General features: G+C 37.4%; 12 protein-coding genes. 8 read left to right on the forward strand and 4 right to left on the reverse strand.

The features are described 5' to 3' along the window. Positions 1 to 3: 3 nt before the first annotated feature. From CSP5_RS06260 to CSP5_RS06275, 4 genes are all read left to right on the forward strand, one after another. Positions 4 to 411 (forward strand): archease, encoded by a 408-nt coding sequence (locus tag CSP5_RS06260; RefSeq protein ID WP_021788954.1) that lies wholly within the window; start codon positions 4 to 6, stop codon positions 409 to 411. A gap of 80 nt (positions 412 to 491) precedes the next feature. Further along, complete coding sequence (locus CSP5_RS06265; protein ID WP_021788953.1) at positions 492 to 1,040, forward strand: pyruvoyl-dependent arginine decarboxylase; 549 nt, start codon at positions 492 to 494, stop codon at positions 1,038 to 1,040. Positions 1,041 to 1,045: 5 nt separating this feature from the next. Continuing rightward, on the forward strand, positions 1,046 to 3,736 hold the full coding sequence (leuS, locus tag CSP5_RS06270; RefSeq protein WP_171970457.1) for a leucine--tRNA ligase: 2,691 nt from the start codon (positions 1,046 to 1,048) through the stop codon (positions 3,734 to 3,736). After that, positions 3,729 to 5,666 (forward strand): bifunctional aldolase/short-chain dehydrogenase, encoded by a 1,938-nt coding sequence (locus tag CSP5_RS06275; protein WP_021788951.1) that lies wholly within the window; start codon positions 3,729 to 3,731, stop codon positions 5,664 to 5,666. The genes leuS and CSP5_RS06275 overlap by 8 nt, the downstream gene beginning before the upstream one ends. Here the strand turns inward: CSP5_RS06275 and CSP5_RS06280 are convergent. Beyond that, positions 5,661 to 6,623, reverse strand: a complete 963-nt coding sequence (locus CSP5_RS06280) for an NAD(P)/FAD-dependent oxidoreductase (protein ID WP_021788950.1) — start codon at positions 6,621 to 6,623, stop codon at positions 5,661 to 5,663. The two genes, CSP5_RS06275 and CSP5_RS06280, sit on opposite strands and share 6 nt — an antisense overlap. A 104-nt stretch (positions 6,624 to 6,727) precedes the next feature. Between CSP5_RS06280 and CSP5_RS06285 the strand changes: the two genes are divergently transcribed. Further along, complete coding sequence (locus tag CSP5_RS06285) at positions 6,728 to 7,498, forward strand: tRNA pseudouridine synthase A (protein ID WP_148689939.1); 771 nt, start codon at positions 6,728 to 6,730, stop codon at positions 7,496 to 7,498. A 31-nt stretch (positions 7,499 to 7,529) separates the two neighbouring features. After that, positions 7,530 to 8,240 (forward strand): SDR family NAD(P)-dependent oxidoreductase, encoded by a 711-nt coding sequence (locus tag CSP5_RS06290; protein ID WP_021788948.1) that lies wholly within the window; start codon positions 7,530 to 7,532, stop codon positions 8,238 to 8,240. Between the two features lie 27 nt (positions 8,241 to 8,267). Here the strand turns inward: CSP5_RS06290 and CSP5_RS06295 are convergent, their stop codons facing one another. After that, complete coding sequence (locus CSP5_RS06295; protein ID WP_077076443.1) at positions 8,268 to 9,305, reverse strand: SLAC1 family transporter; 1,038 nt, start codon at positions 9,303 to 9,305, stop codon at positions 8,268 to 8,270. A gap of 240 nt (positions 9,306 to 9,545) precedes the next feature. On the opposite strand from CSP5_RS06295, the gene CSP5_RS06300 reads away from it, so the two are divergent. Beyond that, entirely contained in the window at positions 9,546 to 11,096 is a 1,551-nt protein-coding gene (locus tag CSP5_RS06300) for an aldehyde dehydrogenase family protein (protein ID WP_077076444.1), read from the forward strand. A gap of 19 nt (positions 11,097 to 11,115) precedes the next feature. On the opposite strand, the gene lipB is transcribed toward CSP5_RS06300, so the two are convergent. Both lipB and CSP5_RS06310 read right to left on the reverse strand, forming a co-directional pair. After that, positions 11,116 to 11,760, reverse strand: coding sequence for a lipoyl(octanoyl) transferase LipB (lipB, locus tag CSP5_RS06305; RefSeq protein ID WP_171970458.1), 645 nt, complete (start codon positions 11,758 to 11,760; stop codon positions 11,116 to 11,118). Next, entirely contained in the window at positions 11,732 to 13,582 is a 1,851-nt protein-coding gene (locus CSP5_RS06310) for a phosphoenolpyruvate carboxykinase (GTP) (protein WP_145983979.1), read from the reverse strand. The genes lipB and CSP5_RS06310 overlap by 29 nt, the downstream gene beginning before the upstream one ends. Before the next feature lie 161 nt (positions 13,583 to 13,743). On the opposite strand from CSP5_RS06310, the gene CSP5_RS06315 reads away from it, so the two are divergent. After that, entirely contained in the window at positions 13,744 to 14,526 is a 783-nt protein-coding gene (locus CSP5_RS06315) for a hypothetical protein (RefSeq protein WP_077076446.1), read from the forward strand. The last annotated feature ends 176 nt before the right edge of the window (positions 14,527 to 14,702 follow it).

Below are 14,702 nucleotides of genomic sequence, written 5' to 3' on the forward strand. Positions count from 1 at the left end.
ATAATGTTTAAAATTGTTGATCACGAAGCCGATACAACTATAAGATTTTTTTACAGCAGTATTGATGAAATAGTAACGTCAATTATAAAGAGTTTTCAGGAAACGGTTTTAGGCAGATCGGAAGATTTGGAATGGGGAGAACTTGAAACTATTAATATTGCAATCGATTGTAAGTTAAGCTACAAATTTTTAGCTATCGATCTTTTTAATGAAATGATTTTTTTAATGGAAGAAAAGGACATATTTCCAGTTGAGATGAAAAAGATAAGTTTTAATGGGGACTCTAACAATCTGGAGATCATCTATGGCAAGTGCCTAAACGTTAGAAATTATAACGCTATTCCAAAAGCAGCAACAACAAACAGTGGTAAGACCTCTGACCAATTCTTTGATATAACACTTGACCTGTAAATAAAGAAAGTGGATGTTTAGGAACCAGAACTGAGCTTATACTAACTAAAGTTTTATTTTGTGAAAGTATTTACCTTAGTATGACCAATTTAGTACCGAGTAAGCTTTTTTTCACCAGAGGTGTCGGAAGAGGAGATACCATGTTAAGATCCTTTGAGGAGGCACTCAGAGATGCAGGAATAGCCCAGTTTAACATCGTCGCAGTGAGTTCCATATTCCCCCCTGGTGCTCAGATAGTAAGCAGGGAGGAAGGATTGAATTATCTGAATCCTGGACAAATCCTCTTTACTGTACTTGCAAGGAACGCTTCAAATGAAATGAACAGAATGCTTTCTTCTGCAATCGGATATGCAATTCCTACAGATAGGAGCAGATGGGGGTATCTGAGCGAACACCACAGTTTTGGGGAAACGGAAAAAAAAGCTGGCTTTTTTGCTGAGAAGTTAGCAGCTGAAATGCTTGCAAGCACCACTGGTGAACAGGATCAGCTGGTGTGGGATGGCAAGAATGAAGAGTACAGATTGAAAGATAGAATTCTACAAACTAAGAACATATGCTCAACCGCAGTGGTTTTGAAGGAGGATGAATGGACAACCACCATAGGTGCAGCAGTATTGATAGTTGAATGATCCAAATGAGTGAAGAGAAGGAATGGCAGGACAAGTGGAAGGAAAGTGGGATATTTAATTCTGAGCCTGATCATAGAAAGAAGTACCTCATAACTGTACCGTGGCCATACACAAGTGGGCCTCTTCACGTAGGTCACGGGAGAACGTACACGTTAGCAGATATTATGGGCAGATACAAGAGGCTAATGGGGTATAATGTTCTTTTTCCAATGGGTTTTCACGAAAGTGGTACTCCAATAGGTTCAATTTCAGAAAAGATTAAACGTGGAGAAGAGAAGACAATTTCCCTATATAGAAAGTATATATCAGAATATGAAAATAACGAGAGTATTAATGAGATTATAGAAAGCTTCAAGGACCCGCTGAATGTAGCTAACTACTTTGCCTCAAAAATTACAAAAGATTTCATGGCATTAGGTTATTCTATTGATTGGCGAAGATCATTCAGATCAATAGATCCGGCTTATAGCAAATTTGTTCAGTGGCAATTCAGAAAACTTGGACACCTGAATTTGCTAAAACAGGGAAGCCATCCTGTTTTATACAGTCCAGAAGATGGAAATGCAGTTGGAGAAGATGATATTGAAGACGGTGACACCAACAAGGTATCCATTGAAAAATTCTCTATGGTACTTTTCAAAAATACCACTGATGATTATTATCTGGCAGCTGCATCTCTTAGACCAGAAACCCTCTTTGCTGTTACAAACCTGTGGATCAACCCTGATTCTAAATATATGAAAATAAGAATCAATGATAAGATAATAGTTGTTTCAGAATATGCTTCAAAAAAGGTTCTATTACAGTTCGAAGATTCAGAGGTAATTGGAGAAGTTACTACTGTTGAGTTACTGAAGGGGTCTTATACTGTTCCTTTTGCAGAAAATATAGTGAACGTTTACTCAAACCATGGAATCAATCCTGAGCAGGCTACCGGTGTAGTGTATAGTGTTCCCGGCCATTCCGTTATGGACCTGAGCTTTATCCACAGCCTTGGCCTTGATATTCAAGCTATTCATATAATATCGGCCAAGTCTGGATTGTCAAAAGCTTCAGATTATTTGAAGAAATTTGATGATCCAGCAGTAGCGAATACAGAGATTTACAGGGACGAATTTTATGATGGAACTATGGTCAATAATTTACCATTTATTGGAGGTAAAAGCGTAAAAGATGCAAGAGATGTAATGAACTCGAAGCTTTTTGAAAAAGGTATTGGGTTTTTGTTTTATGAACCTTCAAGGCCGGCAAAGACCAGGGATGGAAAGCCAGTAATTGTCTCCATAATGCACGACCAGTGGTTCATAGATTATTCCGATGAGGTTTGGAAAAAACATACTGTGGAAAATGTTTCAAGAATGGAGTTTTTTCCCGAGTTTTACAGGAAAAACATGTTTGACGTCATCGATTGGATCGAAGAAAGGGCATGTGCCAGGAAAAGAGGGCTTGGAACACCTCTTCCCCAGGATCCTTCATGGGTTATTGAATCTCTATCTGATTCAACAATCTACCCTGCGTTCTATACATTTTCTCATCTAATAGATGGAAATGTAACAAAAGAAATAGATGATGAATTCTTTGATTATGTAATGAATGATCAGGAAGAAAGAATTCCAGAGAAGCTTGGAGATTTATCTGAAAAGGCGAAAGAGGAGTTTCAATACTGGTATGGCGTTGATCAGAGGATTACCTCAGCTTCACATATGTCCAACCATCTTGTATTCTATCTCATGAATCACAGGGCGATACTTGGAGACCGCTACCAGCCTGGAGGAATTTCAATCATAGGAATGGTTATATCCAATGGTGCTAAGATTTCAAAAAGTAAAGGGAATGCTGTTTCCCTTCTTGACGTGGTTAAGCAGTACGGGGCAGATCTTTTCAGATTGTATGTGGCACTTGTTGCCGAGGTGGATTCGGTGCTTGACTGGAACGAGGCTGAAATAGAAAATATACGAGGAGTGTATGAAACTATCAGGAACACACTTAATATGCAAGGAAACAACTCAAAAAAGGATAAGTATACTGAAATCTTTAAAATTAAATTCAAGCACCATCTTAGAAATTACTATGAGAAAATGGATAAATTCCAGATAAGAGGGGCCTATGTGGAAATGGTCTACGAAGTTCTGAGAGAGATGAATCAGCTTGGAAGTCTGGGAATGGATATAGGCACTGCTGTTCACGAGGTCAGAAAGGAATGGGTTCAGGTATTATCATGTGTCGTTCCCCACATGGCTGAATCCATATGGAGTCAATTTGAGGGGAGTGGTTTTGTTTCAAATAGTGAAATGTCCATAGAGGCCATTTCAGATAATGAAATGAAAAGTGAAAGAAACTTTGACTATACTACATCTCTTGCTGACGATATAAGATCAATTCAGTCGGTCACAAAAATTAAACCTTCGGAAATTAAAATAACAGTATGCAATGAGAAGATAAAAGAAGAAACAATGAAAATAATAAATGGAGATCTCAATGTGTCTATGAAATCAATTATTGGAAACGTGAAGAAATATCGTGGGAAACTCAACATGGATGTTAATGAAATGACTGCAATTTCAGAATTCAAAAGTATACTGGAAAAAATTTTTTCCACAGATGTAATCATAGAGGAGTATGACGGAGATGGCAAAGGCAAGGTTCCATTACCGGGAAGACCAATAATCGAATTAACGGGTGATAGAGTTGGATGAAATAGATTTTAGGGTTGAAAGTGCCAGAAAGCTTGGAAATGATTCTGAACTTGTTCTGCACGGTGGAGGAAATGCGAGTGTGAAGGTACTGGAGACAGATCATGCAGGAAGAATTATAAAAATTCTCCGGGTAAAGGGCAGTGGTTCTGACATGGCTACCATTGACAGAAGAGGTTTCACTGGTGTCAGGATGGAGGATTTGTTGCATGCACGAACGATTGAAGAAATGAGCGATGAAGAGATGATGAGTTATCTAAGGAAGAGCATGATAAATTCCTCTGAACCTTCTCCATCCGTTGAAACTTTTCTTCACGCATTTATACCCTATACTTATGTTGATCATTCCCACTCAGATCATATACTCATGCTTACCAATTCAAACCTGAAAAACGAGGACATTAAGGCGATACTTGGTAATGTAATAATTCTAGATTATTATCCACCAGGATTCAAGCTTGCAAAGAAGGTTCTGGACATAGTGAATAAAATAACCCCTGATGTTGATGGCATTGTTCTGTCGAAGCACGGTCTATTTACTTTCGGTGAGACTGCGGATGAAAGTTATGAAAAACATATAAAAATTGTTAACAGAGCCAGACAGTATATATCAAAAACAATTAAGCAACCCCTATTTAGTGAAAAATTTAAGAGAAATGAATCTGCCTATGAGGAACTCCCGGAAATTAGGGGGCTTGTTTCTAAAAACTATAAGAAAATACTTCTCGTGGACAGATCAGATGAGGCAATAAGAATTGCTTGCTCCGAGGAGGGGGAAATATTCAGGGAGAGTGGACCTGCTACACCGGACATGCTTATACGTACGAAGTATGATTATTTATATCTCACAGGAAAAGAAGACATTAGTAAGGAAGTTGAAGAATACTCACAAAAATACGAAAAAGAATATAAGATGTACATAAAAGAATTCCCAATGCATGATCCATTCCCATCTATTATTCTGATCAGGGGTTTTGGAATCATTACAGCTGCAAGAACGTACAGGGAATGTTCAATTATCAGGGACCAGTTTGTTCATTCAATGAGAGTAAATTCTGTGGCAGAGAAACTTGGAAAACACTCTTTTATCTCCAGAAAAGAGGCCTTTGATATGGAATACTGGCCACTGGAAGAGGCAAAACTGAAAAAATTTAAACCCAGGAAACTTGAAGGTACCGTTAGTATTGTAACCGGTGCAGCCAATGGAATTGGACTTGAAGCTTTCAGAAAACTTGCTGAAAATGGCTCCAATGTTGTTGGTGTTGACAAGGAAAAGTCAGTCATCGATATTGCTAGATCAATTTCCAATGAATTTGGAACTGAAACTCTGGGCTATGAAATTGATCTCACAGACACTGAGAGAGTAAGAGAAATGATTAGAGATATTCGGGATAAGTATGGAGGTGTGGATGTAGTGTTCCACAATGCAGGAGTACTGAAATCAGAATACATTGAGGATATTCAGCTGGATACTCTCATGTTACATTTCAACATTAATTCTCTTGCCCCCTTCATAATTTCTCAGGAGGTTTTCAAAATAATGAAAAAACAGGGAATTGGTGGGAATTTTGTTTTCAACATAACAAAGAACCTTACCAACCCTGGACCTGGTATGATATCCTACGGGACAACCAAGGCATTTTCCGCACAGCTGTCTCATTATATTGCAAAGGAGGGAGGTAAGTTTGGTATCAGATCAAATATCATAAATCCTGACAAAATATTCAAGAACTCTAAGATATGGGAAAATGGTGTTCTTGAGGCAAGAGCAAAAGCTAAAGGAATTACTGCTGATGAATACAAGAAGGGAAACCTTCTCAGGAAAGAGGTGCTTCCAGAACACGTTGCAAACATGCTAATAGCAATGTTGGATGAGGATACATTTGGGGCGACTACAGATTCCATGGTTCCTGTTGATGGTGGTATACTATAGGAAATGAGCGAGAATTTTCCTGAGGCTTAGGGAGAAGCCAAATTTCTTTACTTCATTCAATGCCAGCTTCAGTGAAAAAATATTGGATGGTGTGATTATCTTTCCTGATTGAACATTTTCCACCAAATTTGCGATCTTTTCGAATTCCTTCATTCGCTTACTTATTCTGTCCCTGTAAATAATAGATATTTCTTTAACGTCATCGCTCTTTTTTATGCTTTGGAAAAGTGCTTCTGCAGATTCCAGTGCGGGAATTATGCCTTCACCCAGAAGTGGCGATATATATCCGATGCTCTCTCCAACTCCTAACACATTGCCTGAAGTTATGTTTTCATTTATGGGTCTCATCCTTATTCTTCTTGATACTGTTCGGATAGCTTCATACCTTTCTATATGAGATTTCACTTCATCTAAATCTATACCACCTGCCCCGATATGATACCTGTCCCTCAGTGGAAAGGACCAGAAATATCCTCTTCCCTCTGGAAAGAAATAGAAATAAAATCCCTTGTATTCTGATTTTCCGCTCACCTTTTCAATGGCAAACATCTTTTTGTCATTTCTGCTTGCGGGAAGATAAAACCTTGAGATTCCTGTGGCATCAATGATCGGCTGATCTGGATTTGAAGGACAAGCTGATTGCAGTACTTCTCCACCACACATCAACTGTTCCATCTTCATTTTGTTAATTGTACATAAACCAACATTTTCCGCCTGTATTGGATTGAAATTATTACCTGCTACTTCCACGTTTACGTTTTCAACCTCTAAAACCTGATCCATTTCGATATTCAGATTATTGAGATAGGGCCTTAAGAGATTCTTATTTGTTGCAAATCCGCATGGTATGTAAAAATCCTTAACCTTTGGATCAAATATTCGTACTTCATATCCTTCTCTCCTCATCCTACCATAAAGATATGAACCCGCTATACCTGATCCTGCGATATTCCACACATAACCGCATTATAACATTTTTATAAAGCTTGGTGCTCCATCCCAATATTAATCCAGAGAAAGAAGATACATAAGGGTTAATTAACATCCTAAAATTTCAGAGTGTGAGATATCTTCTTGGATTTTCCTATGCCGGAACAAAATTTACAGGTTTTCAGAGAGGTACCGGTGAGAGAAGTGTGGAAGACAGCATTTTGCAGATATTGAATAAAAATTCACTAGGCTTGAATCTAAGATGCTGCTCAAGGACAGATCGTGGGGTATCAGCAATAATGAATACTTGTACCATAGATTCTGATAGAAATGTTGAGGATATAATTGGAATATTGAATTCGAGTCTGGAAGATATTTACTTCCATAAATACACGAAGGTGTGTGATGATTTCAATGTGCGTAAGGTTACTTTTAAGAAATACATCTATCTCCTTCCTGAAACTGGAATATTCCCTTTTATTAATATCGACGACCTCAAAAAATTTGAGGGCGAACACGATTTTTCTAATTTTTGTAAATTAAATGGAAGAAATACTGTAAGAACAGTAACAGAGGTTAATGAATTTCAGAGAAATAATGTTAGATACATATCATTTGTGGCAAATGGCTTCCTGTGGAACCAGATCAGATTTATGATTGGATATGCCATGGAAAGGGCCAGAGAAAAGGAAACGCCAGATAATCCATTTTCATACGAATATAGAGTGAGAAGGCTGGCTCCAGCACAATTTTTATTTCTGGAAGAGATAGTCTACGATAAGATTGATTTTAGAAAAGTAATAAGAAAATCCACCAGAAAAAAGGTGGAAAGATCCTATATGAGTTCTCTTACCATGTTGAATTTTAATAAATTCATGCTGGATTTGACAGAGGATAGATGATTTTTAAATAGATCAATATATATGGATATTCATGGGAATACTGGAAGAATACTTCGATGGAAAGACGTACGTGATAGCAGGAATTGGTCCAGGTCAGGGTCTATCTACCGCAAGATTGCTTAAAAAATTTGGAGCCAATGTTTATGGGATCTCAAGAAGTGGAGTTTTTCCTTCTGAAAAGGTTGATAAGGGCATAAAGATAGAGAAATGCAATCTCGAAGACGTCACAGAAATAAGAAAAACCTTAGAGGGAATAGTAAAAGAAGGCGGAGTCATAAATGGGTCAGTTAACAATGTTGGAACTTGGGAACCAGCTGATAATAAGGTTGTGAAACCAGATACCTTAATGAAATTCTTCAGGTTGAATGTTATGACTCAATATAATTTGATATACACTTTAAAGGACATACTTGACCCAGGCTCAAGTATGGTAAATATTGGCGCATCGAGGCATCTGTTTGGAGCGAATCATTCAGGATATACCATTTCAAAATATGCAATTGAAGAAATGACAAGAATAACTGCGTCTGGACTGCGGAAAAATGGTATCAGAGTTAACTCAGTACTGCCAGGTTCAGTTGGTAAAGATGATAATTTTGGGAGTATATTTCCATTTGGCTTCAACGATGGTAAGGTAATGGACCCTTTGAAGATAGCATATGTATCTGCGTTCCTACTTTCCCCTCTTTCAGCTGGTATAAATGGGGAATCACTGACAGTTGACGACGGAATGGGACTATAAAATATATAAAAATATTATTAGTTAGGATTACTTAAATGAATTAATTTTTATCCTAAAGCTAAAATTCTTTATTAATGCAAAGGAATACAGCAGGAATACTAGAAATGAGATAACCAATGTACCTAATTTAAAAAAATATGTTCGGGTACTATTCCACAGGAGATAAGTTGCAAAATCTGCTATTCCCACTGGAAAGACATAGGCAAAGAGAGATGAAGTATATTTATCAAATTTTGTGAAAACCAGGAAACTTAAGGCTATGATCAGGTACAGAAGGATTGCGCCCCAAATCATAATTGAGATCTCTAATAAAATTGCCTCGGGAAATTGAAAACTATGACTCAGGTCAAGATCTGGGAGAAGCAAAAAGTTGAGTACAAACATACTGAGACCACCAACGGGAAGCATTGTGAATGGAATTTCCTTCTTTGGTTTACCTCCTGAAAGGTATGAATGAAAAACAGATGTTGCTATAAACAAAAATTGCATTATTGATATACCAAAACCCATCATTGTGAGATATACTATGGTCATAATGAGATAGCTGAACTCACTTCCTTCTAGATCTGGAACCAGAACTGAGGATAGAATTATGCCCCCGGCCATTACAATAGAAGGTATTATATTTACGAAGGTGAGAGATCCCTGCCTTATTTTTCCACTAAAAACTCTGTAATCAAATACTACGTTTATTATAAGCGAATAGATAAAAGCCAATATGAAGATGAATGAGAAAATCCCCATGATATTGTTACTTTTACCGAAGAATGTTATATAGAAAAACCCAAACGCATAAAATATTACTGATAGGAGTCCGGAGATACTGAGATTTGTACTTGATATTAAATCTCTCTTTAAGGAACCAGTGCGGGTAATATATTTTAGGATCCATAATACCGAGGAGATCAAAAATATAACTAAAACTACAATAAAGGCAATCTTTGAAGCAATAAGCAAAATATTAGAATTAAGTACCAGAGAAAGTATAAAGATAGAAAGAACCACAGATGTAGATGCAAGAATGAATGTAAGCAATACTGGATCGAATTTTTCTAGAAATTTCATATATTGTGTATTTCTTGATTAGACTTTTAATTTCCTCTAGAAAATCAGGCAATGTTGTATTCGATTCCAATAGAAATAAAATTTCTTGCATAAATGATAAGTCCCTATCAAGACTAACATCTGTTCCGAGATAATAAAAAATAACCATAAAATAGAGATTGGAATAAGAAAAATATCACTGGTTTTTCAGTTCTGTATAAAATGATGCAATATTTATGTATGATCCAAACATTTAGAAGTATGCCATTCGAAAATGAAGTTACATATGTTAAATATGTAAAAAATGGAAAGGAAAAAGAATTTAACGAATTGTATGATAAAGCCTGTGAGGAAGCAAAGAAATATATTGGAAAAGAATACAAAAATATTATAGGAAAAGAAGTAGAGGAGAGTAATAAGATTAAGCATACCTCCCCAGTGGATGGGAAGGAGATAGGTATTTTCCAGGCTGGTTCACAGAAGTATGTTGATGAGGCAATCTCCATGCTTAAAAAGGCACAGAAGTCATGGTTCAAGTCAGGGTATGTAAATAGGGCCAGAGTAATGCTGAAGGCTGCTGATCTAATGTCGAGAGATAAATTCCTGATTTCTGCACTGCTTGCTTATGAAAATGGGAAGAACAGAACAGAGGCAATGGCAGACGTGGATGAGGGGATAGACTTCCTGAGGTATTACGCACTGAATCTTATTGAAAATCAGGGTTTTGTAAGATTTACCGGAAAGGGATATGAAAATGAGGAAAGTATGTCCTACATGAAACCATATGGTGTTTTTGCCGTAATAGCACCATTTAATTTCTACGCCATAACTGCCGGTATGGTTGCTGGACCATTGATTACAGGAAATTCTGTACTGCTAAAGCCGTCAAGTGATATACCACTCACTTCTTACCTATACGTGAAAACGCTGATTGAGGCAGGTGTACCATCTGAAAACATTGCTTTTATTTCTGGAAAAGGAAGTGAGATTGGACCGTATATAACAGCTCATAAGGATATATCAGGAATACTTTTCACGGGATCCCGCGATGCAGGTATAAGTATATTTAAGAATGCAACTAAGGATAGGCCAAAAGTGGTTATTACGGAAATGGGCGGAAAGGATACAATCACTGTTACTTCTAAGGCAGATATTAACAAGGCTGTAAATGGTGTTTATAGAGCAGCCTTTGGGTATTCTGGGCAGAAATGCAGTGCCTGTTCAATTGCTTATGTAGAAGAGAAAGTTTATGATCAATTCCTTACAAAGATTAAGGAAACGACTGATAAACTAATCGTTGGAGACCCAAAGAAACTTGAGACTTACATGGGACCCGTGATTAATAAGGAGGCAGTTGAGAAATTTAAGAAATATTCAGAAGTAGCCAGAAAAGATGGAAAGATTTTATCAGGAGGAAATGTTATTGAAGGTCCTGGAAACTTTGTGAGACCAACAATTGTTACCGATCTGCCAAAAAATTCCGATATAATTAGACATGAATTGTTCTTACCTTTCCTTGCAATAGTTAAGGTAAAGAACCTGGATGAGGCTATAGAAAGGATAAATGAATCTGATTACGGACTTACTGGAGGTATATTTACTGAAGATCCATCTGAGATTCAGAAATATTTTGATGAGGTCGAGGTTGGAACAATATATGCAAACAGAGAAAGAGGAGGTTCCACAGGGGCAATGGTTGGTTCACAGCCATTTGTTGGATGGAAGCTTAGTGGAATCAGTGGAAAAGGTACAGGCTCATTCTACTATCTGCAGCAGTTTTTGAGAGAACAGTCACAAACCATAGCTCACTGATATCAGTAAAATATTTTTATTATATCCCTAAATTTTCTTTAAGAATTTTCAGAAAGAGTCCTTTTTCCTCCTCCATATGGTATGTTTTACCGTTAAGTTTAGAAACTGAGGTCATCACTGACCAGTCAAAGCCGCATGGATTAATAAGGCTAAATTTTTGAAGATCTGTGTTAACGTTTAGCCCGATGCCATGAAGTGTAAACCCACCCTTAAGCGCAAAACCTGTAGAAGAGATTTTATGATTTCCAACCCACACTCCAGTTTCTTTTTTAAGTCTGGAATGTGCAACTATTCCATGCTGCTCCAGGTACTGGATTTCTACTTCATGAACAAAGTTAATCAGATCAAGAATGTTTATTCCCCTCTGGTTAAGGTTAATCATGAAATACGCAGTGATCTGTCCAGGTCCATGATAGGTTATTCCACCCCCTCTTTCTATAAAATAAACTCCTTCCAGATTTGTTGTGTTCCCATCCTGATGAATACCACAGGTATAAACAGGCTCATGCTCACATATAATTATGGATTCCCTACCCGAGCCATTTATCATTTCGCTGTTGATTTTTCTCTGAAGAGCCAGAGCTTCTAGATAAGGGAAAGTTTGATAAATTGAAAACTCTACTTTTCTGTTTATTTTACCACTTTTCAAGCCTTGACTTAACATTGTAATATGTCTCCCACAGTTCATCTGGAAAATGACTTCCAAAAGATTCAAAAAATGGCCTTACGGTTTTAAGTTCTTCAAGAAATCCTTTCCTATCTATAAGGAGTAATTGATTCATGGTGTTTTTATCTATCGTTCCATAATCGAATGAATCCAGTGAAGGTACATAACCCATAGGAGTTTCAACAGCGTCTGTTATTTCTCCATTTACCCTTCCCAGTATCCATTTTACCACGTACATGTTTTGGCTGTATCCTGGCCATAAAAATCCCCCACTTTCATTTTTTCTGAACCAGTTAACATTGTATATCCGAGGTGGTTTTTCAAGTTTCTTTCCCATTTCTAGATAATATTTGAAATAATCTCCCATGTTATAGGGCATGAATGGCCTCATTGCCATTGGGTCATTTCGTAACTCTCCAACCTTTCCAATTGCAGCTGCAGTAGTCTCTACCCTCTGCATTGCGCCAAAGAGGACGCCTTCATCCCAGCTTCTGGCTTCCATTATAAGTGGCATAAGATCACTTCTCCTTCCTCCGAAAAGGAAAGCACTTACTGGTGCTCCATTTGGGTTTTCATAGTCAGGAGACAGATTTCTGTATTCCTTTATTGGAGTGCTGAATCTGGAGTTGGGATGGGCGGCCTTATCCGTTCCATCAAAAGGTTTCCCCCTCCAGTCAATAAGACCTTCGGGCACCTCTGACATACCTTCCCAGTATGGACATTTTCTTGAGTCGATTCCAACGTTCGTGAATAGAGTGTTTCTTTTGATTGCATCCATTGCCCTTGGATTTGTTTTATAACTCGTGTGCGGAGCAACTCCGAAGAAACCATATTCTGGATTTATTCCTCTAAGTTGACCATTTACAGGATGCATCCAGGTAATATCGTCACTTACCAGATAGGTGTCCCATCCTGCCTTTAGAAAATCATCGGGAGGCTGTAGCATAGACAAATTAGTTTTGCCGCTTGAACTTGGAAAGGCCCCAGAAATATAGGTCATCCTTCCAGTAGGTTCTCTTATTCCAATCATCATCATATGTTCAGCCATCCATCCCTCTCTCTTTGCCCTGAAAGAAGCTATTCTCAGTGCATGGCATTTTTTGCTAAGCAGAGCATTTCCTCCATAATTTGTATTGAAGCTTATCACGGTTCCCATTCCATCATTTTCGTCTGGAAAATGCAAAATGTATCTCTTTTCTGGGTTAAGATCTGCTGTAGCATGCATTCCAAGAACGTATGAGTTGCTCAAGGCTATTGGCTTTGCAGTAACCCTACCTACCCTGGTTATTTTCATAAGGTTTAGAACGACATACAGACTATCTGTAAGCTCTATCCCACCCTGCCCAAAAGGAGAATCTATTGGTCCAAGCCAGTATGGTACAATATAAAGTGTTTTTCCCTTCATCGCTCCTTCGAGGTTTGTTCTTGCTATTTCGATGGCTTCATCAGTATTAAGCCAGTAGTTTGTTGGTCCCACATCATCATGAGAACCACGTGTGCATATGTATGTGTCCTTTTCAGATCGGGCTACGTCGAACGGTGCACTTCGGTAAAGATAGGAATTTGGATATTCAGTATCATTCATTTTGATCAATAAGTTTTCTTCAACAAGACGGTTAATTACGTCCTGCTCTTCGTATCCTTCTATTACTTTTATATCTGGCTTTCCTACGAGGACCCAGTATTCTGATATATCCCTAAGTGTTCTTTCCATGAGACTGGTATTGTAATTACTCATCGCTCTAAAGAACACACTATCTTTCACCAAACTTTCAATTTCTTTTTTCTGATTTTCCATTTCTTCTGCAAGCCCTAACATTTTTGAACCTAACACTTCATTTTTTAAGGTATAAAAAGAATTTGTCCCAATATTAAGTCAATTGCATATATCCTCTATTTAAAATATATAGAGTTAAATCTAAATCCCCTCTTAGTCCCGAGTTAAGAAATATTTTAATACAATGAGATCCATTAAGGTCGATGGATTCATCAATCTCCTTGAAGGATATTAATGTGAATGAGGTATCTTTATTCATAAAAATCTTGAAAGGGGAAACGAACCTCACTCTAATGGCAAAAGATCTTGGAATTACACTCCAGGGCGTAAGATATTATATAACTACTATGAAAGAAAAAGGATTTCTTGAGGACTTTAAGATCACTCCTAAGGGATATGAATACCTGAGTTCTGTGATGAAATTGCTAAAAGGTTTTGTTGTTGAGGGGACTGACATCATTTTTAAATCAACTGACTGGGAGTGCATTAGTGACAGTAATTTCAAAGCCGGAGAAATTGTTTACCTTCATATGGATGGAGGGTTTCTGCATGCATGTAAACAAAGCAAAAATAATGAGGCAGAAGCCATTGCCGTCGAAAGTGCAAAGGCAGGAAATAAGCTGAGAATAAGGGACATAAAGGGTATAATAAACATTAATTTTGGGACAGTATGGATAGAGACTATAGAGAATCTAAATGAGAACAACTCCGAAATAATCAGAGATAGAATAATAAAATTAGTAGAAACCGAGAGAGAGAATTTCAGGATATTTGTAATGGGAGAAGGTGCCTATTCCATACTTTCCAGTGAGATTGACGTGAACATATTCGCACCTCTTGCCGGAGCCTTTGATTGCGCAAATAGAGGACTAGACTCAAAGATATACACAACCGCTGAATCCCTTAACCTAAATTTTGAGGAATTTTCTGCACTCAAGGAAAAATTTCCCAATGTGAAAACCAATCTTACAACCTTTAAAATATAATATTGAAAGTATATTAGTCAAAATATTCGAACAAAGGTTAGTTGTCCATAGTTTTTATTCACTATGATGAATTTAAAAAAGTGGATCAACATGTATCAATATTTAAATAATAAGAAATTATGACTAGTTCATACACAAAGAGGTGCAATGATGGAGGACGATGAAGGTGGCCGTGG

Source organism: Cuniculiplasma divulgatum, from assembly GCF_900083515.1.
In the GTDB taxonomy this organism is placed as follows: domain Archaea; phylum Thermoplasmatota; class Thermoplasmata; order Thermoplasmatales; family Thermoplasmataceae; genus Cuniculiplasma; species Cuniculiplasma divulgatum.